11 protein-coding genes are annotated in these 18,905 nt (G+C 74.5%); 4 read left to right on the forward strand and 7 right to left on the reverse strand.

The window, feature by feature from the left end; genetic code table 11:
• Nucleotides 1-13 precede the first annotated feature (13 nt).
• From D3P35_RS16450 to D3P35_RS16460, 3 genes are read left to right on the forward strand one after another with little or no spacing between them, the layout of a single operon-like run.
• Nucleotides 14-7,615 (forward strand): non-ribosomal peptide synthetase, encoded by a 7,602-nt coding sequence (locus tag D3P35_RS16450; protein ID WP_198670662.1) that lies wholly within the window; start codon nt 14-16, stop codon nt 7,613-7,615.
• A gap of 11 nt (nt 7,616-7,626) precedes the next feature.
• Entirely contained in the window at nt 7,627-9,246 is a 1,620-nt protein-coding gene (locus D3P35_RS16455) for a condensation domain-containing protein (protein WP_118135838.1), read from the forward strand.
• A gap of 14 nt (nt 9,247-9,260) precedes the next feature.
• Complete coding sequence (locus D3P35_RS16460; protein WP_157982180.1) at nt 9,261-9,977, forward strand: thioesterase II family protein; 717 nt, start codon at nt 9,261-9,263, stop codon at nt 9,975-9,977.
• A 176-nt stretch (nt 9,978-10,153) separates the two neighbouring features.
• On the opposite strand, the gene D3P35_RS16465 is transcribed toward D3P35_RS16460, so the two are convergent.
• The 7 genes from D3P35_RS16465 to rsfS form a co-directional block, all read right to left on the reverse strand.
• Nucleotides 10,154-10,900, reverse strand: a complete 747-nt coding sequence (locus D3P35_RS16465) for a dimethylsulfonioproprionate lyase family protein (RefSeq protein WP_118135840.1) — start codon at nt 10,898-10,900, stop codon at nt 10,154-10,156.
• 685 nt (nt 10,901-11,585) lie between these two features.
• Nucleotides 11,586-12,080: an RNA pyrophosphohydrolase gene (locus D3P35_RS16470; protein WP_118135841.1), complete on the reverse strand. Its 495-nt coding sequence runs from the start codon at nt 12,078-12,080 to the stop codon at nt 11,586-11,588.
• A gap of 70 nt (nt 12,081-12,150) precedes the next feature.
• Nucleotides 12,151-13,473 (reverse strand): S41 family peptidase, encoded by a 1,323-nt coding sequence (locus D3P35_RS16475; protein WP_118135842.1) that lies wholly within the window; start codon nt 13,471-13,473, stop codon nt 12,151-12,153.
• Nucleotides 13,470-14,612, reverse strand: a complete 1,143-nt coding sequence (locus tag D3P35_RS16480) for a murein hydrolase activator EnvC (RefSeq protein ID WP_118135843.1) — start codon at nt 14,610-14,612, stop codon at nt 13,470-13,472. Before D3P35_RS16480 ends, D3P35_RS16475 begins: the two co-directional genes overlap by 4 nt.
• Nucleotides 14,609-16,132, reverse strand: a complete 1,524-nt coding sequence (gene gpmI / locus D3P35_RS16485; RefSeq protein ID WP_118135844.1) for a 2,3-bisphosphoglycerate-independent phosphoglycerate mutase — start codon at nt 16,130-16,132, stop codon at nt 14,609-14,611. Before gpmI ends, D3P35_RS16480 begins: the two co-directional genes overlap by 4 nt.
• 351 nt (nt 16,133-16,483) lie before the next feature.
• A complete protein-coding gene (gene rlmH, locus D3P35_RS16490; protein ID WP_118135845.1) occupies nt 16,484-16,954 on the reverse strand; it encodes a 23S rRNA (pseudouridine(1915)-N(3))-methyltransferase RlmH in 471 nt (156 codons plus the stop codon).
• Nucleotides 16,955-16,963: 9 nt separating this feature from the next.
• Nucleotides 16,964-17,344 (reverse strand): ribosome silencing factor, encoded by a 381-nt coding sequence (gene rsfS, locus D3P35_RS16495; RefSeq protein ID WP_118135846.1) that lies wholly within the window; start codon nt 17,342-17,344, stop codon nt 16,964-16,966.
• 496 nt (nt 17,345-17,840) lie between these two features.
• On the opposite strand from rsfS, the gene D3P35_RS16500 reads away from it, so the two are divergent.
• Complete coding sequence (locus D3P35_RS16500) at nt 17,841-18,746, forward strand: pirin family protein (RefSeq protein WP_118135847.1); 906 nt, start codon at nt 17,841-17,843, stop codon at nt 18,744-18,746.
• Nucleotides 18,747-18,905 lie beyond the last annotated feature (159 nt).

Genomic DNA, 18,905 nt, shown 5'->3' on the forward strand with positions numbered 1-18,905 from the left:
AGGAGACCCGCACGTGACCCTGACCGACCCCGACCTCTCCAGCCTCTCGGCCGCGGAGCGCGCCGGCCTGATCGCCCGGCTGCGCGCCGCCCGCGCCCGGCCCCGGCCGCTGAGCTTCGCCCAGCAGCGGCTCTGGCTCATCGACCGGCTGCAGCCCGGCAACCCGGCCTATGCCATCCCCGCCGCCGTGCGGCTGCGCGGGCCGCTCGACACCGACCGGCTGCAGGCCGCGCTTGCGGCGCTGGTCGCGCGCCATCCGGCCCTGCGCACCCGCATCCGCGAGGCCGAGGGCACGCCCGAGCAGGTGGTCGGCACGGATGCCGCCGCACCGCTGGAGGTGGAGGCGCCCGCCACCGGCTCCGCCGCCCTCGCCGCCCGGCTCGACGCGCTGGCCGCCGAGCCCTTCGACCTCGAATCCGGCCCGCCCTTCCGCGCCCGGCTCTTCCGGCTGGGGCCGCAGGAGCATGTCTTCGCGCTCGTCCTCCACCACATCGTGGCGGATTACTGGTCATTGCAGGTGCTGCTGCGCGACCTGCTGGCCCTCTACGCCGGCACCGATCTGCCGCCGCTGGGCGTGAGCTACACCGACTACGCCACCCGCCAGCGCGAGACCGCCGCCACCCCCGAGGCGCAGCTCGCCTACTGGCGCGAGGCGCTCGCCGGCGCGCCGGAGCTGCTGGCCCTGCCGGCGGATTTCCCCCGCCCGAAGGCGCAGAGCTTCCGCGGCGCGCGGCACGGCTTCGCCCTCGACGCGGAGACCTCCGCCGCGCTCACCCGCCTTGCGCGCGCGCAAGGCGCCACACCCTTCATGGTCCTGCTCGCCGCCTTCCAGCTCTTCCTGCACCGGCTGAGCGGGCAGGAGGAGGTCTGCGTCGGCTCCGCCATCTCCAACCGCGACCGGCCGGAGCTGCACGACGTGGTGGGCCTCTTCGTGAACACCCTCGTCTTCCGTGCCCGGCCCGACGAGACCGCCCCCTTCACCGCCCTGCTCGGCGAGGTGCGCACCCGCGTGATGCAGGGCCTCGCCCATGCCGATGTGCCCTTCGAGCAGGTGATCGACACGCTCGGCGTGCCGCGCAGCCTGAGCCACAACGCGCTCTTCCAGGCGCTGTTCGTGCTGCACAACACCGGGGCGCCGAAGCTCTCCGCCCCGGGGCTGGAGCTGGAGGGACTGCCCTTCCCCAACCGCGGCGCGCGCTTCGACCTCAGCCTCGACATGCACGAGGGCGAGCGCTTCACCGGCGTCTTCGAATACAACACCGACCTGTTCCGCGCCGAGACCGTGGCGCATTGGGCGGAGCTGTTCTGCCGACTGATCTCCGGGCTCGTGCGCGCGCCGCAGGCGCCTATGGCCGGCATCGACATGCTCTCGCCCGCCGACCACGCCGCCCTTGCCGCCGACACGCCCGCCCCCACGCCCCTGCCGGGCGATGACGTGGCGACGCTCTTCGAGCGCGTGGCGGCGGCGCGCGGGCCCGCCGAGGCGCTGCGCTCGGGCGAGACGGCGCTGAGCTACGCGGCGCTGGACCGCGCGGCGAACCGGCTCGCCCATGCCCTCGCCGCAGCGCTGCCCGAGGGCGGTGCCCAGCCGCGCATCGCCATCGCCCTGCCGCGCTCGGCCGAGATGGTGGTGGCCCTGCTCGCGGTGCTGAAATGCGGCGCGGCCTACATCCCGCTCGACCCCGGCCACCCGGAGGAGCGCCTGCGCATGGTGCTGGAGGATGGCGGCGCCGCGCTGCTGCTCACCCGCGATGCCGCCGCCACTCTCCCCGGCCTCGCCGCCGACGCGCCCTGCCCGGTGATTGATCTCGCAGCCTGGGAGGCGGGCGACGCCCCGGAGAGCTCCCCGCCCCGCCCGCATGGGCCCGACCGGCTCGCCTATGCCATCTTCACCTCCGGCTCCACCGGCCGGCCCAAGGGCGTGCCGGTGCGCCAGGACGCGCTGGTGAACCTGCTCACCGACATGGCCCGCCGCCCCGGCTTCGGGCCGGATGACACGCTCGTCGCGGTCACCACGCCCGCCTTCGACATCGCCACGCTGGAGCTGCTGATGCCGCTGCTCGCCGGCGGCCGCGTGGTGGTCGCCTCGTCGGAGGAGGCGCGCGACGACCTCGCCCTCGCCGAGCTGCTGGCGCACAGCGGCGCCACGCACATGCAGGCCACGCCCGCCACCTGGCGGCTGCTCGCCGAGGGCGGCTGGCAGGCGCCCGAGGGCTTCGCCATGCTCTGCGGCGGCGAGGCGCTCGACCCCGGGCTCGCCACCCGCCTGCTGCAGGGGCGCGGCACGCTGTGGAACCTCTACGGCCCCACCGAGACCACCATCTGGTCGGCCGCCGCGCGCATCGGGCCGGCGGAGGCGGCGGGGCCCGTCCCCCTCGGCCAGCCGATCGCCAACACCGAGCTGCACGTGCTCGACCGCCACCTGCGCCCGGTGCCCGCCGGCGTGGCGGGCGAGCTGTGGATCGGCGGCATCGGCCTCAGCCCCGGATACCTCGGCCGGCCCGACCTCACGGGCCGGGCCTTCCGCACCGTCGCCCTGCCCGGCGGGCCCCGCCGCCTCTACCGCACCGGCGACGCGGTGCGCCGGCTGGCGGACGGGCGGCTGATCTACCTCGGCCGGCTCGACTTCCAGGTGAAGCTGCGCGGCTTCCGCATCGAGATCGGCGAGATCGAGGCGGCGCTGAACGCCCTGCCCGAGGTCACCCAGGCCGTGGTGGCGCTCTGGCGGCCCGCGCCGGAGGACGAGGGCATGCTGGTGGCCTGGTACAGCGCCGCAACGCCGGTGGAGCCCGCCACGCTGCGCGCCGCCCTCGCCGCCCGGCTGCCGGGCTACATGGTGCCGGCGCGCTTCATGGCGCTCGACGCGCTGCCGCTCAACGCCAACGGCAAGGTGGACCGCAAGCGCCTGCCCTCGCCCGCCGCCGCCCCGGCCTCCACCCCCCCGCAGGGCGCGGCGGAGGTGCGGCTCGCCGCCCTCTGGGCCGAGCTGCTGGGGCTGGAGGACGTGAGCCGCGACGGGCATTTCTTCGACCTCGGCGGCCATTCCCTCCTCGCCACCCGCATGCTCGCCCGGCTGCGCGCCGAGAGCGGCACCGCGCCGGAGCTGCGCGCGCTCTTCGAGGCACCGGTGCTCGCCGATTTCGCCGCCCGGCTCAAGCCCGGGGCCGGCACCACGGCGCCCGACATCCCGCGCCTGCCGCGCGGGCGGCCGCTGCCGCTCTCCTTCGCGCAGGCCCGGCAATGGGCGCTGGCGCGGCTGGAGCCCGAGAGTGCCGCCTACAACATGCCCGTGGCGCTGCGGCTGGGCCGGGCGCCCGACATCCCCCGCCTCGCCCGCGCGCTCGACCGCCTGCGCGTCCGCCACGAGGTGCTGCGCGGCCGCTACGCCGAGGAGGCCGGCACCCCGGTGATGATCGTGGAAGACGCCGCGCCTGCCGCCCTCGCCGCCGAGCCGGTGGAGGACCTCGAGCAGGCCGTGGCCGCCGAGGCCGCGACGCCCTTCGATCTCGCCGCCGCCCCGCCCCTGCGCCTGCGCCTGCTGCGCGACCGGGAGGGCGCGCATGCGCTCACCCTCACGCTGCACCATATCGCGGGCGACGCGCTGACGCTCGAGCTGCTGGGCCGAGAGCTCGCCATCCTCTGCGCCGATCCGGAGGCAACCCTCCCCGAGCTGCCGCTGCAATACGCCGATTTCGCCGCCTGGCAACGCGCGCAGGACCTCCGCGAGGAGCGGGACTGGTGGCGCGAGACCCTCGCCGGCGCGCCGCCGCTCCTTGAGCTGCCCACCGATTTCCCCCGCCCCGCCCGGGCCGGCACCGCGGCGGGCAGCTACGCCTTCGCGTTGTCGCCCGCGCTCTCCGCCCGGCTGCGCGCGGTGGCGGCAGAGGCGGGGGCGACGCCCTTCATGGCGCTGCTCGCCGGCTGGGGCGCGCTGCTCGGCCGCTACGCGGGCAGCCGCGACGTGGTGATCGGCACCCCGGTCGCCGAGCGCCCGCATCCCGCGCTGGAGGGCGTGGCGGGCATGTTCGTGAACACCCTGCCGCTGCGCCTCGCCCCCGATGAGGCGCAGGGCTTCGGCGCGGCCCTCGCGGCGGTGCGCGAGACGGTGCTCGCCGCCTTCGCCCGCCAGGCCCTACCCTTCGAGCAGATGGTCGAGGCGCTGGAGCTGCCGCGCAGCTGGAGCCACAATCCGGTGTTCCAGGCCATGTTCGCCTGGCAGGCCGGGGCCGCCCCGCTGCCCCGGCCCGAAGGCATGGACTGGGAGCCGATGCCGCTGCCCGCCGGCGATGCCAAGCTCGACATCGCCCTGCACGTGCGCGACCGCAGCGATGGCTTCGCCTGCCGGATCGACTACCGCGCCGATCTCTTCGCCCCCGGCTCCGTCGCCGCAATGGCCGAGGCGCTGGTGACCCTGCTGGAGGAGGCAGCCGCCGCCCCCGCCACGCCGCTCGGCCGGCTCGATGCCCTGCCCGCCGCCCAGCGCGCACGTTTCGATATCTGGAACGACACCGGCCGCGGCCGCACGGAGGCAACCCTGCACGGGCTCGTCGCCGCACAGGCCGCCGCCACGCCGGACGCGCCGGCGCTGCGCGACGGCACGCAGCACCTCACCTATGCCGAACTGGAGGCGCGAGCCGGCGCCATTGCCCACGCCCTGCGCGCCCGCGGCATCGGGCCGGGAGACCGCGTGGGCCTGTGCATGGCCCGGGGGGCGGGCCTCGTCTGCGCCCTCCTCGGCATCCTGAAGAGCGGTGCGGCCTACGTGCCGCTCGACCCGCGCTACCCCGCCGCGCGCATCGCCCATATCGCCGAAGACGCGGGCCTCGCCCTGCTGCTGGGCGACGGCTCGGCCAGCCCCGCGCCGGGCGTGCCCGCGCTCGACCCCGCCGGCCTGCCCGACGCCCCGGCGCCGGAGCCGGCGGGCAGCCCGCAGGACCTCGCCTATCTCATCTACACCTCCGGCTCCACCGGCCGGCCGAAGGGGGTGGCCATCGAGCACCGCAACGCGGCCGCCTTCCTCGGCTGGTGCGCGGAGGTGTTCTCGCCGGCCGAGCTCGCCGGCGTGCTCGCCGCCACCTCGGTGTGCTTCGACCTCTCGGTATTCGAGATCTTCGCGCCGCTCGCGACGGGCGGCGAGGTGCTGATGGTCGAGGACATCTTCGCCCTGCCCGAGGCGCCCTTCGCCGATGACGTGACGCTGATCAACGCCGTGCCCACGCCGATGGCCGAGCTGATGCGGCTGGGCCCGCTGCCCGCCCGCGCCGCCACCGTCTGCCTCGCGGGCGAGCCGCTGCCCCCCGCCCTCGCCGACGCCATCCTGCGCACCGGCACGGTGACCCGGCTGTGGAACCTCTACGGCCCCTCGGAGGACACCACCTACTCCACCGGCGCGCCGGTGCCCGGCCCGGGCGCGCCCTTCGGCATCGGCGGGCCCATCGCCGGCACGCAGGCGCATGTGCTCGACGAAGCACTCCGCCCGCTGCCGCAAGGCATGCCGGGGGAGCTCTGGCTCTCCGGCGCGGGGGTGGCGCGCGGCTACCAGGGCCAGCCCGGCCTCACCGCCGAGCGCTTCCGCCCCAACCCGTTCGACCGTGACGGCAGCGCGCCGCTGCTCTACCGCACCGGCGACCGGGCGCGCTGGCGGCCGGACGGCACGCTCGCCTGCCTCGGCCGCGCCGACCGGCAGATCAAGCTCAACGGCTTCCGAATCGAGCCGGGCGAGACCGAGGCGGCGCTCTGCGCCCTGCCCGGCGTGAGCGGCGCCGTGGTCGACGCCTGGACCGATGCCTCCGGCCACACCCGGCTCACCGCCTGGGTGGAGGGCGGCGCGGAGGCGGCGGCGCTGGAGCGCGCGCTTGCCGCGCGCCTGCCGGGCCATCTCGTGCCCACGCTCTTCGCGGTGCTGGAGCGGCTGCCGCGCCTGCCCAACGGCAAGCTCGACCGCGGCGCCCTGCCGGCCCCGGCACCGGCGGCGCAGCACGCCCCGGCCGAGCCGCCGCGCCCCGGGCCGGAGGCCGCGCTGGCGTTGGAATGGGAGGCGCTGCTGGGCCGCGCGCCGGGGCGGGAGGATGATTTCTTCGCCCTGGGCGGCGACTCGATCCTCGCCATCCAGCTCGTCTCCCGCGCCCGGGCGGCGGGGCTCGCGCTCACCCCGCGCGACGTGTTCCTGCACCCGAAACTCGCCGCCCTAGCCGCGGCGGCGGGCACGGTGGCAGCGGCGCCCGGCGGCCCGGTGAACGGCGCGGTGCCGCTCACCCCGGTGCAGCGCTGGTTCCTGGGGCGCGACCTGCCCCGGCCGGAGCACTGGAACCAGGCCGTTGTCCTGCGCCTCACCCGGCCGGTGGCGCCGGAGCTGCTGGAGGCCACCCTGCGCGCCCTGCCCGCCCGGCACGACGCGCTGCGCGCGCGCTTCCGCCGCGGCCCCTCCGGCTGGCAGCAGCACTACCTGCCCGAGGGCGGCGCGCCGCGCCTCACCCTGCTGCCCGCGCCCTGCGACGCGGCGGATTTCGCGCAGGCGGCAGAGGCGCTGCAGGCGGGGTTCGACCTCGGCGCGGGGCCGCTCTGGGGTGCCGTGCTCGCCGATCTCGGGGCGGAGGGCCAGCGCCTGCTCGTCGCCGCGCATCACCTGGTGGTGGACGGCGTGTCCTGGCGCATCCTGCTCGCCGATCTCGAGGCCTGCTGCGCGGCGCTGGCGGCGGGCGCGCCGCTGCCGCCGCCGGCGCGCGGCACCGATGCGGGCCGCTTCGTGACCGCCCTCGCCGGCAGCCCCGCCTTCGACGCCGAGCAGGCGCATTGGCGCGAGGTCTGCGCCGCCCCTGTCGCCACGCTGCCGGCCGACGGGCCGGGCGGCGCGAACACCGAAGGTGCTGCCGCGCGCATCGAGCAGGCCCTCTCGCCCGAACTCACCGAGGCGCTGCTTGCCGAGGCCGCGAGCCCCCGCGGCATGCGGGTGGACGAGATGCTGGCCGCCGCCCTCGCCCTCGCCCTGCGCGAGGCGACCGGGGGCGCGCTGTTCCGCATCGAGACCGAGAGCCACGGGCGCGACGACCCCGCCGGCGCGGCCGATCTCTCGGGCACCGTCGGCTGGTTCACCGCGCTGAGCCCGGCCCTGCTGGAGGCAGCGCCCGGCGCGGGGCCGGCGGAGGTGCTCGCGGCGGTGCGTGCGCAGATGCGCGCGCCGGCGCAGGGCGGCATGGGCTACGGCGTGCTGCGCCACCTGCGCGGCGCAGAGCTGCCGGAGCCGGAGGGCCCGGTGCTCGCCCGGCTCAACTACCTCGGCCAGGTCGACAGCCTGTTCGGCGCCCGCAGCGGCACGCCGCTCTTCGCCCCCGCGCCCGAGAGCCCCGGCCCCCTGCAGGCCCCGGAGAACCCGCGCGACGCGCTGCTCGACCTGCAGGCGCTGGTGCATGGCGGCCGGCTGCGCCTGCGCTGGATCCACGCCCCCGCCCTGCACCGGGCGGAGACCGTGGCCGCCCTCGCCGCCGCCCAGCTGCGCCATCTCGAGGCGCTGGTGAGCCTTGCGCGCGACGGCGCCGCCCCCGGCCCCGCCCCGGCCGATTTCCCCCATATGGAGCTCGACCAGGACGAGCTCGACGCGCTGCTGCGCAGCCTGTGAAGGACCCGAGCATGACCGACCCGCGACGCGACATCGCCGATATCTACCCGCTCTCGCCCATGCAGGAGGGGCTCCTGTTCCACGCCGTCTCCGAAGGCGGCGCGGCGGGGCTCTACATGCCCCAGGTGGCGCTCGAGCTCGAGGGCGCGGGTGACGGCACCGCCCTGCGCGCGGCCTGGGAGGCGGCGCTGGCCCGCCACCCGGTGCTGCGCAGCTCGATGCACTGGGAGGAGCGCGACACGCCCTTCCAGGTGGTGCGCCACAGCGCGCCCCTGCCCTGGGAGGTGCTCGACTGGCGGGGCGAGGACGGCCCGGAGCGCCTCGACACCCTGCTCGCCGCCAACCGGGCCATGCCCTTCGACCTGCGCCGCCCGCCGCTGATCGCGCTGCAGTTCATCCGGCGCGACGCCGGGCGGGCGACGCTGGTGCTGCGCTACCACCACATGGTGCTCGACGGCTGGTCGGCCGGGCTGCTGCTGGGCGAGGTGCTGGGGGCCACCGGCGGGGCGCCGCAGCCCACCGCCCCGCCGCCCTATTCCGACTACATCGGCTGGCTGCGCCGGCAGGACCACGCCGCCGCCCTCGCCTTCTGGCGCGACCGGCTGGAGGGGGTGCGGCCGACGCTGCTCGCATCCGGGCCACCCGCCGCGGAGGCAGAAGACGCAAGCGCCGAATGGCACTGCCCGCCGGCGCTCGCCACCGCCCTGAAGGCGCTGCGCTCTGCCCGCGGGCTCACGGCGAACACGCTGGTCACCGGGGCGCTGGGGCTGGTGCTGGCGCAGCACTGCGGGCGGCCGGAGGTGGTGCTGGGCACCAGCGCCTCCGGGCGGCCCGCAGACCTGCCCGGCGCCGAAGCCATGGTCGGGCTCTTCGTGACCACCCTGCCGCTGCGGCTGAGCCCCGGGCGCGGGGAGCGTGCCGGGGACTGGCTGCAGGCCCTCCAGCGCGCGCGGGCCGAGGCGGAGGCGCAGGCCTTCCCCGGGCTGCGCCGCATCCAGGCCGGGCACGGCCCGCTCTTCGACTGTCTTCTGGTGTTCGAGAACTACCCCGTGCGCGCCCCGGCCGAGGGCCCGCTCACCCTGCGCGGCGCGCGGTTCGACGAGCGCACGCATTACCCGCTCACGGTGATGGCCTCGGAGGGGGCGCGGGGCCTCACCGTCACCGCGCGCAGTCGCGGCCTGCCGCCCGGCGCGCCGGGGCCCGAGGCGCTGCTGCGCGCGCTCGGGGCCATGCTCGGCCGGCTGGCGGAGGCGCCGGAGGCGGAGCTCGGCGCCCTTCTGCCCGCGGGGACACCCGGGAAGGAGGCAGCGCCTGCCCCGCGCCCGGCAGCGCCCTCGCGCAGCGGCCCGCCGGAAACGGAGACCGAGCGCGCCGTCGCCGCCGCCTGGGCGCAGGTGCTGCGCCACCCCGGGCCGCGGCTGGAAGACGATTTCTTCGCGCTCGGCGGCCATTCGCTGCTCGCGGCGCGGGTAACGAACGCGCTCCGGCGCGATTTCGGTGCCCGGCTGCCGGTGACCGCCCTCTTCGAGCGCCCGGTGCTGGCGGCCTATGCCGAGCACCTCGACGCCCTGCGCACCGCCGCCCGCGCCCCGGAGGCCGCGGCGCCCGGCCTGCGCCGGGTCGAGATATGAGGGGAGGAGGCCCGATGCTGCCCGAGCTGATCTGCCTTCCGCCCGCCGGGGCCGGGCCGGGGCTGTTCCGCGCCTGGCGCACGCCCGCCGCCGGCCGGGTGCGGCTGCGCCCGCTCGCCCTGCCCGGCCGCGAGGCCCGCTTCGGCGAGCCGCTTCCCGAGAGCCTGGGCGCCCTCGCCGAACAGCTCGCCGGCGAACTGGCCCCCGCCCTGCCGCCGCGCTACGCGCTCTTCGGCTATTCCATGGGAGCAGTGCTGGGTTACGAGCTCATCCGCCGGCTTCTGGCGCGCGGCTGCCCCGGGCCGGAGGCGCTGTTCCTGCTGGGCTCCAACCCGCCGGACCGCATGCTGGAGGGCGAGTCTCCCATCCACCTGCTCGACGGACCGGCCTTCCGCGCCGAGCTCGGCCGCATCGGCGGCACCCCGCCGGAGATCCTCGCCAATGCCGAGGCGATGGCGCTGTTCGAGTCGATCCTGCGCCATGATTTCCGGCTCTGCGAAACCCACGTGCCCCGGCCCGTCGGCCCCGCTCCGGCCTGCCCCGCGCATGTGCTGGTGAGCGCGCAGGACCATCTGGTGAGCGCCGAGGGCGCCGAGGGCTGGCGCGCCTTCCTCGCCGGAGAGGTGACCCTGCACCGGCTGGAGGGCGGGCACATGCTCTCCGAGCCCGCCTTCGCCGCGCTGCTCGAGCGGGTTCTGGCGCTCTGGGAGCCCGCCCGCCTGCCGGCCTGAAGCCGCGCCGGTGCGGGCCCGGCGGTCCGCGAGGCCCCGGGCCGCCCCCGCACCCGGACGGCGACGCGCCGGCGGAGGGGGGGCAGGCCCCGGGCCGACGGCGGCACGCTCCCTCCGGGCGGCCATTCCGCGGTGCGGGCGGCAAAGACGGGCCGGGCGCGCCCGGTGGCGGGCCCTCAGCCGGCGCGGGCGGCCCGGGCCCGGCGGCTCGGGGTCAGCACCATTCCGGGGGCGGCGAGGCGCTCGCGCTGGCCGGTCCAGGCATAGGCGAGCAGGCAGGGGTCGAGATCGCCGGTGGTGATGCGGTGCTCGTGCTCCGGCCGGTTGAGGATCAGAGACCCCGGCGCATACACCGCCGCGTCGTTCTCCGACCAGGCACCGGCGACCGAGACGTAGCTCTCCTCGATGTCGCGGTGGCTGTGCTGGGGGTAGGTGGTGGTGGGAGCGAAGAGCACGAAGCCGAGCACCAGCGTCTCGGCCAGCACCGGCCCGCGGGGCCCGAGCACCTCGCAATAGGCATATTTGCGCGCCAGCGCCCTGGGCACCCGCTCGTAGCCGTATTCCCAGGTGAGGCGCCCGCGGATCTCGCGCAGGGCGCGGGCCATGCCCTGCATCGCGCCACGCTCGCCGAGGTCGAGCGCCCGGGCGAAATGCTCGGTGACCGGCTTCACGGCAGGCGCGCGCGCCAGCACCGGGGGATTGGCCGCGATCACCGCCGAGAGCGTGTCGCGCACCTTCTTGCGATGGGTGCGGATGGCCTGGCTGCCCCCGGCCGAGCCATGGCGGTAGAGCGCCTCGTATTCGCGCAGCAGGTAGAGCCAGTTCGGGCAGTCCCTGAGGCGGGGAGCCTCGCCCGCCTCGGCTGGGGCGTCGGGGGGGACATCGGGGGCAGCTTCGGCAGGGGCCGGGACGTCTGGGGTCATGGCGCGATCCGCATGGCAGGAGGGCAGAGCCGGCCCGGACGGCACCGGGCATGCCGTCTATCGACCAGCGCGCGCGGCCGGCCGTCAAGAGGTTTCGCCAACGCCGACGGCCCCGCCGCCCGCGCCACGCGGTGCAGGGCACGGCAGCGGCGCGGGCCCCGCGCCTCCGGGCCGGCGGCGGGCCCCCCGGTCGCTGCACCGCCGGGGCGAAGGGCGCGGCACGCAGGCGCGCGGACGGGGCCCGCCCGTTCCGCAGATCTTCCCCGACCGCGCGAAGCCGGGAGATACGCAGCCGGCCGACACCCTGCGCCGCGCCCGCAGGCCGCTCGGGAGACCGTCTGCCACGCCCGCCGGCCCCGGGGCCGACGCCGCTCGGCCGGCCCCGAGCGATGGCTCGCGGCACCCGGCCCTGCCCTGCCCGCGCGGCAGGCCGAAGCGCCGCGATGACCGCGCGTGACGGGGGCATCCGCCCCCGGCCGGCCGGGGGCGCCGGCGCGCGAGCGTGCCGCGGCGGCCCCGGGATGGGGGCGGGTCGGGATTTTGGCTGAGTGCCGGGATGCGAACACGCCGGGCGCAGTGCGGCGCCGGGGGGCGCCCGGACGAGGGTTCGAAGAGGCGGGGGAGCCTGCCCGGCCGCGGCAGGGGCGCCCCCGGGGGCGGCGCGGCCCAGGCAGCGCGCCGCGGCTCAGCCGACGAGGTCGCGGAATTCCTCGATCACGCGGCGGTAGGTGTCGCGCTTGAAGGGCACGATCTTCTCGAGCAGCACGCCCGGCTCGAGCCAGGTCCAGCGGCTGAACTCGGGATGGTCGGTCTCGATGTCGATGTCGTGGTCGCTGCCGGTGAAGCGCAGCAGGAACCAGCGCTGCTTCTGGCCCCGGTAGCGGCCCTTCCACAGGCGCGGCACCAGGTGGTGCGGCAGGTCGTAGGGGATCCAGTCACGCGTTTCGGCGAGGATCTCCACCTTGTCGGAGGTGATGCCGGTCTCCTCCCAGAGCTCGCGCAGGGCGGCGTCCTGGGGGTCTTCGCCGTCGTCCACCCCGCCCTGCGGCATCTGCCAGGCGGGGGTGGGGTTGTCGATGCGCTGCCCGGCGAAGATGCGCCCGTCCCGGCTCACGATCATCAGGCCCACGCAGGGCCTGTAGGGAAGTGCGGCGATCTGGTCTGCGGTGAGCTGGGTCATCTTCGGTCCTTCCGGGAGCGGCAGTTCGGCCTGCGGAGGGAGGCGCGCGGCCCCCCTCCGCGGGCAGAGATTACTGCTCCGGCCGGATGACCGAAAGGCCTTTCAGGACGTCCAGCGCATAGGCGAGCTGCAGGTCCTGCTGGCGCAGTTTCGCGGTGGCTTCCACGCGAGCGCGCTCGGCCTCGAACTGCTCGCGCTCCTCATCGGTCAGCGCGCTGGCGAGCGAGCCGCGCAGGTCTGCCTCCGAGCGGCCCGCCGGCGGCTGCTCCTCTTCCTGGGTTGGCATGGTGCGCTCTTCCACCAGGATGTCGGGCTCGATGCCCAGCGCCTGGATGGAGCGGCCCGAGGGCGTGTAGTAGCGCGCCGTGGTGAGGCGGATGGCCCCCTCGCCCTGCAGCGCCATGATGGTCTGCACCGAGCCCTTGCCGAAGCTCTTGGCCCCGATGAGGATGGCGCGGCGGTGGTCCTGCAGCGCGCCGGCCACGATCTCGGAGGCCGAGGCCGAGCCGCCGTTGATCAGCACCACCAGCGGCTTGCCGCCGGTCAGATCGCCCTCGGTGGCGTTGTAGCGGTCACCGTTCTGCGGGTCGCGGCCGCGGGTGGAGACGATCTCGCCCTTGTCGAGGAAGGCGTCGGACACGGCCACCGCCTGGTTGAGCAGCCCGCCGGGGTTGTTGCGCAGGTCGAGCACGAAGCCGGAGACGTTCTCCAGGCCGCCGGCCTTCTCCACCTGCTCGCGGATGCCCTCTTCCATCTGCGGGTAGGTCTGCTCGTTGAACGTGGTCACGCGCAGCACCACCACGTCGCCCTCGAGCCGGGCGCGCGAGGCGCGGATCTTGATCGTGTCGCGCACCAGGGAGACCTCGAACGGGTCGTCCACGCCCTCGCGCACCACGGTGATCTTGACCTCGGAGCCCACGGGGCCGCGCATCTGGTCGACCGCGTCGGTGAGGTTCATGCCCAGCACGGATTCGCCGTTGAGATGGGTGATGTAGTCGCCCGACTCGAGCCCCGCCTCGGCGGCCGGCGTGTCGTCGATGGGCGAGACGACCTTCACGAAGCCGTTCTCCATCGTCACCTCGATGCCGAGGCCGCCGAACTCGCCCTTGGTCTGCACCTGCATGTCGTCGAAATCCTGCGGCGGCAGGTAGGAGGAATGCGGGTCGAGCGAGGTGAGCATGCCGCTGATCGCGGCCTCGATGAGCTCCTTGTCGCTCACATCCTCGACATAGGAGGAGCGAACCCTCTCGAAAATGTCGCCGAACAGGTCCAGATACTCGTAGGTACTCTTCTGGTCGGTGTTCTCCTGGGCAACCACCGGAACCACGAACTGCGTGGTGACGACAGCCCCCGCCAAGGCGCCACCGATGGCGGCAAAGGCGAACTTCTTCATTGTGATCCTTCCTGTTCCGGTGCGAGACCAAACCACGTCGTGGGGTCCACGGGCTCACCGTCGATCCTGAGTTCCATATAAAGGGTTTCGGACCGAATCTCGCGGTTTCCTGCCGTGCCGTCGATCAAAAATTCTTCAGCGTCCGGTTGCAACCCCCCGAGGGTGCCCACCGGCTCGCCCTTCTCCAGCACCTCGCCCACCCGGCGGTCGATGCTGCCGAGCCCGGCGAGGATGAGCAGGTAGCCCTCCTGCGGCTCGAGGATCGCGATCTCGCCGTAGTCGAGAAACTCGCCCGCGTAGCGCAGCGTGGCGCGCCAGGGCGTGGTGACGATGGCATGCGCCGGCGCCTGCAGGATGATGCCCGGCCGCGCGAGGCCGGAGGCGTCCTTCTGCCCGAAACGGCGCAGCAGCCTGCCCGCCACCGGCAGGTGCAGGCTGCCCTTCGCGGCGGCGAAATGGCTGTCCGCCACGCCCCCTCCCGGCGCGTCGCGCAGGGTCTGGGCGAAGTCGCGCAGCGAGATGGCGCCCGAGCGCAGGGCCTCCGCCTCGCCCGGGTCGGGCGCGGGGCCGGGGCTGCGCGCGCTCATCGCCTCGGCGAGGGCCGCGCGGGCGTTCTGCACCCCGGCGAGCCCGGCGCGCAGGGTCTCGCGCGCCTTCTCCTGGCTCTCGCGCAGCGCCTCCATCTCGGCGAGGATGGTCTGGAGCTGGATGAGCTCGGATTCGAGCGCCGGCGAGATATCGGCCATCAGATGCGCCGCCCGCGCCGCGCCGAGCGGCCCCGAGGGGTGCAGCAGCTGCACCGGGGTGGGCGAGCGCTCGACGATCTGCAGCAGGCCGAGGATGTTGGAAAGCTCGTCGCTGCGGCTGTCGATGCGCGCCTGCAGCTCCGCCACGCGGCCGGAGAGCGCGCGCATCCCGTCACGCACCGCGGCGAGCCCGGCCTCGTAGGCCTGCACCGCCTGGCCGTAGGCGGCAAGGCGGTTGTCCGCCCCGCGCGCCGCGGCAAGCCCGGCGGCGGCGGCCGCCACCCTGTCGGCCGCGCGCCCGGCCTGGCCGATCGGGTCTTCCTGCGCCGCCGTGGCCCCCGCCCAGCCGAGCAGCACCGCCGCGCCGAGCGCGAAGGCGCGGGCCCGCCTCATGACGCGATCAGGCTTTCCCCGGTCATCTCCTCCGGCTGGGGCAGGCCCATCAGGGCGAGCAGCGTGGGCGCGAGGTCGCCGAGCTTGCCGCCGGAGCGAAGCTTCGCCCCCTGCGGCCCGCCGATCAGCACCACCGGCACGGGGTTGAGCGTGTGGGCGGTGTGGGGGCCGCCGGTCTCGGGGTCGACCATCACCTCGCAATTGCCGTGGTCGGCGGTGAGCAGCATGGCGCCGCCCACCTCGCCGAGCGCCTCCAGCGCGGCGCCCACGCCCTTGTCCACCGCCGCACAGGCGCGGATGGCGGCGTCGAGGTCGCCGGTATGGCCCACCATGTCGGGGTTGGCGAAATTCACCACGATGAGGTCGTGCTTCTGCCCGCGGATGGCGCCGACGAGCTGTTCGGTCACCTCGGCGGCCGACATCTCGGGGGCCATGTCGTAGGTCTTCACCTTCGGGCTGGGGGCCATGTAGCGGTCCTCGCCCTTCGCCGGGGTCTCCACCCCGCCGTTGAGGAAGAAGGTGACATGCGGGTATTTCTCGGTCTCCGCCAGGCGGAACTGGGTCCGCTCGTGGCTCTCGCACCAGGCGCCGATGGTGTTCACGATCGGCACCGAGGGGAACATCGCCGGCATGAAGGCATTGAGCGCGTCGGAGTATTCCACCATGCCGCAGGTGGCGGCGAAGGCCGGCACCCGGGCGCGCTCGAACCCGTCGAACCCGGGGTCGAGCAGCGCGAGCAGGATCTCGCGGGCCCGGTCGGCGCGGAAGTTGATGAACAGCAGGCCGTCACCGTCGGCCATGCCCTCGTAGCCACCGAGAATGCTGGGCTCGACGAACTCGTCGGTCTCGCCGCGACCGTAGGCAGCGGCGATGGCGGCGGCGGCGTCCGGCTCCGCATGACCCTTCGCCTCGACCATGCCCTCGTAGGCGGCCTGCACCCGGTCCCAGCGCTTGTCGCGGTCCATGGCGAAGAAGCGGCCGCAGAGCGTGGCGAGGGCGGGGCCGTCGAGATCGGCCTCCAGCTTGGCGATCTGCTCGGAGGCGCTCTTCGGCGCCACGTCGCGCCCGTCGAGGAAGGCATGCACGGCGACCTTCACACCCGCGGCCGCGATCACGTTGGCCGCGCGCGCCATGTGGCGCTGGTGCGAGTGCACCCCGCCGGGCGAGGCGAGCCCGGCCACATGCGCGGTGCCGCCGGTTTCCTTCAGCTTCGCGATCAGCGCCTGCAGGGCCTCGTTATCGTCGAAACCGCCCTCCTCGATGGCATTGTCGATGCGCGGCAGGTCCATCCACACGATGCGCCCGGCGCCGATATTGGTGTGCCCCACCTCGGAATTGCCCATCTGCCCCTCCGGCAGGCCCACGGCGGGGCCGTGCGCGGTGAGCGTGCTGTTGGGGCATTCGGCCATCACCCGGTCGAAATTGGGCGTGTCCGCAAGGGCCACGGCATTCGCCTCACGCGAGGGGTTCAGCCCCCAGCCATCGAGGATGCAGAGAACGACGGGTTTCGGCACGGTCATGAAAACGCCTTTCCGGATGTGGGAGGGTCCGGGCACAGTCCTAGACCTCCATCCGCGCCGGGGCAAGTCGCGCCGGGGAAGGACGAAGGGCAAGGTGCTGGTGCGGCAGGGGGATATGCGGGGATCGTCCTGCGGGGGGCACAACCGGCGCGGCTTTGGCGCAGGCCCATGGCGGCACGACGGCCAAAGGGCCGATGTGCCTTTGGCTAAGGGCTGCGGGCTCTCGGGGGAGAAGATATCTCAGCACGCAGGGCAGAGTTTGTGCCCGACGCGCGCCTCAGGCACATTTTCTAAGTTAGCGCGCCTCAGGCGGATTTAACGCGCCTCAGGCAGATTCTAATTTAACGCGCCTCAGGCGCGATGATACGGCGCCCCCGCCAATATCGAAGCCGCGCGGTAGAGCTGCTCGGCCACCATCACCCGCACCAGCATGTGCGGCCAGACCATCTTGCCGAAGGACAGGGCGAAATCCGCCTCCTGGCGCAAGGACGGGTCGAGCCCGTCCGCCCCGCCGATCATCAGGCACAGATCGCGGGTGCCATCGTCGCGCAGCCGGGCGATGCGGTCGGCGAAATCGGGGGAATCGACCGTGCGGCCGCGCTCGTCGAGCACCCAGAGGGCGGCGCCCTGCGGCATGGCGGAGCGCAGCAGCGGCGCCTCGCCGGCCATGCCGCCGCCCTTGCGGTCATCGACCTCGGCAACCCGCGCGGGGCCGAGGCCCAGCGGGCGGCCGCTGCGGTCGAACCGGGTGAGGTAATCGGTCACGAGCTCGGCTTCCGGGCCGGCCCTGAGGCGCCCGACGGCAGCGATGGTGATGCGCATGCGACCCCGTCAGGCGGAGCCGACGACCCGCGCGCTCTCGCCCTGCGGCAGCCACATCTTCTCGAGCTGGTAGAAGTCGCGCACCTCGGGGCGGAACACGTGGACGATCACGTCGCCCGCGTCGATCAGCACCCAGTCCGCGGTTTCCATGCCTTCGGCCCGGAGCGACTCGCCGCTGCGCGCCTTCACCCGGTCCATCAGCTTCTCGGCCATCGACGCGACCTGCCGGGTGGAGCGCCCGGTGGCGATCACCATGTAATCGGCCACGGACGATTTCCCGCGCAGGTCGACCTGCACGACGTCTTCGGCCTTGTCGTCGTCGAGCGAGGACAGGATGAGCGCAAGCATCGCATCGCTCCCCAAAGCACCGGCCTCGGTGGTTGAGGCCATTGCAATTGCGGGTTCTGCGCCCGCATCAACACGTTCGGACAGAACGGTATCCTCCTGGTAGCGCGCCGCCATGTCGCCCCGGCGCCGGACGCCCCCATAATGTAGTGGAAAACCCCGCCCCTCTCAACCCGTGCCCCGGTCACGGCGTCCGGCGGCGGCATCCGGGCAACACTGTCCCGGAACGGGACGTACCAGTGGTCCCGGAACGGAACGCACCAATGGCCCCGGAACGGGACGCACTCGTTACCGGAACGGGACGCAACCGACACCGGAACGGGACGTCGCCCTCCCGGAGCGGGGAGCGCTCACGACCGGACCGCAGGCGCGCCCTCCCCGAAGCGGAGCAGGCCCTGCCCCCGCGCCCCGGCCGGGGCGTTGCGCGGATCCGGAAACACTGCGTCGCGCCGGGCGGCACTGGACCCCGGCAGCAGCGCCGCCCATCTTGGCTCGGAAACCCCGTGCGCCCCGAGGGGCCGCGCCACGAAGGGAGAGCCCCATGTCGATCCGCCCCGTCCGCTCGCTCAGCACCGCCCGCCCCACCCGCGAGGGCGCCGGCGTGCACCTGCACCGCGCCTTCAGCTACGGCGAGGTGGAGAGCGTCGACCCGTTCCTGATGCTCGACGACTTCCGCAACGACCGCCCCGGCACCTACGAGAAGGGCTTCCCCTGGCACCCGCACCGCGGCATCGAGACCATCACCTACGTGCTGGCCGGCGAGGTCGACCATGCCGACAGCCTGGGCAACACCGGCATGCTCGCCGCCGGCGACGTGCAGTGGATGACCGCGGGCCGCGGCATCCTCCACCAGGAGATGCCGCGCGGCAACGCGGCGGGCCAGATGCACGGCTTCCAGCTCTGGGCCAACCTGCCGCGCGCCCTCAAGATGACCGACCCGCGCTACCAGGACGTGCCGTCGGCCGAGATCCCCGTGCTCACCGATGACGACGGCACGGTGATCCGCGTGGTCTGCGGCGATTACAAGGGCATCGCCGGCCCGGTGGACGGCATCGCCGCCGAGCCGCGCTACTTCGACATCTCGGTGCCGCCGGGCAGGCGCAAGAGCTTCAGGGTGGAGGTGGAGCGCCACGCCTTCGCCTATATCTTCGCGGGCTCCGGCACCTTCCGCGACACCTCCGCCCCCTTCGGCGTGCTGACCGAGAAGGAGACGCCCGACGGCCGCGAGATGCATGTCCGCGAGACCACCGGCAACCGCTCGCTCGTGGTGTTCGACCGGGGCGACGAGGTGGTTGTGCAGGCGGGCGACGAGGGCATCCGCTTCCTCCTCGTCTCCGGCAAGCCGATCCGCGAGCCGGTGGCCTGGTACGGCCCCATCGTGATGAACACCGAGGCCGAGCTGCGCCAGGCGGTGAAGGAGCTGCAGACGGGCAGGTTCATCCGGTGAAAAAGGCGGCGGCGCAGGGTACTGCCCGGCGCCGTGTGCGGCTGTCGTCCCGCGGAGACAACGACCCGCAAGCACCCCGCACAACACAGGGCAGCGCCCGACCGCGGGTGGGCGCCTCACCACCTGTGGTCCGCACTTTATGCCCGAGCCCCCTCCTCA

It is taken from the genome of Oceanicella sp. SM1341 (assembly GCF_003448965.1).
GTDB lineage: Bacteria > Pseudomonadota > Alphaproteobacteria > Rhodobacterales > Rhodobacteraceae > Paroceanicella.

Bases quoted from the DNA above. Each gene is read 5' to 3' on its own strand.
- D3P35_RS16455 (WP_118135838.1), top strand. From the start codon at position 7,627: ATGACCGACCCGCGACGCGACATCGCCGATATCTACCCGCTCTCGCCC.
- D3P35_RS16460 (WP_157982180.1), top strand. From the start codon at position 9,261: ATGCTGCCCGAGCTGATCTGCCTTCCGCCCGCCGGGGCCGGGCCGGGG.
- D3P35_RS16465 (WP_118135840.1), bottom strand. From the start codon at position 10,900: ATGACCCCAGACGTCCCGGCCCCTGCCGAAGCTGCCCCCGATGTCCCC.
- D3P35_RS16470 (WP_118135841.1), bottom strand. From the start codon at position 12,080: ATGACCCAGCTCACCGCAGACCAGATCGCCGCACTTCCCTACAGGCCC.
- D3P35_RS16475 (WP_118135842.1), bottom strand. From the start codon at position 13,473: ATGAAGAAGTTCGCCTTTGCCGCCATCGGTGGCGCCTTGGCGGGGGCT.
- D3P35_RS16480 (WP_118135843.1), bottom strand. From the start codon at position 14,612: ATGAGGCGGGCCCGCGCCTTCGCGCTCGGCGCGGCGGTGCTGCTCGGC.
- gpmI (WP_118135844.1), bottom strand. From the start codon at position 16,132: ATGACCGTGCCGAAACCCGTCGTTCTCTGCATCCTCGATGGCTGGGGG.
- rlmH (WP_118135845.1), bottom strand. From the start codon at position 16,954: ATGCGCATCACCATCGCTGCCGTCGGGCGCCTCAGGGCCGGCCCGGAA.
- rsfS (WP_118135846.1), bottom strand. From the start codon at position 17,344: ATGGCCTCAACCACCGAGGCCGGTGCTTTGGGGAGCGATGCGATGCTT.
- D3P35_RS16500 (WP_118135847.1), top strand. From the start codon at position 17,841: ATGTCGATCCGCCCCGTCCGCTCGCTCAGCACCGCCCGCCCCACCCGC.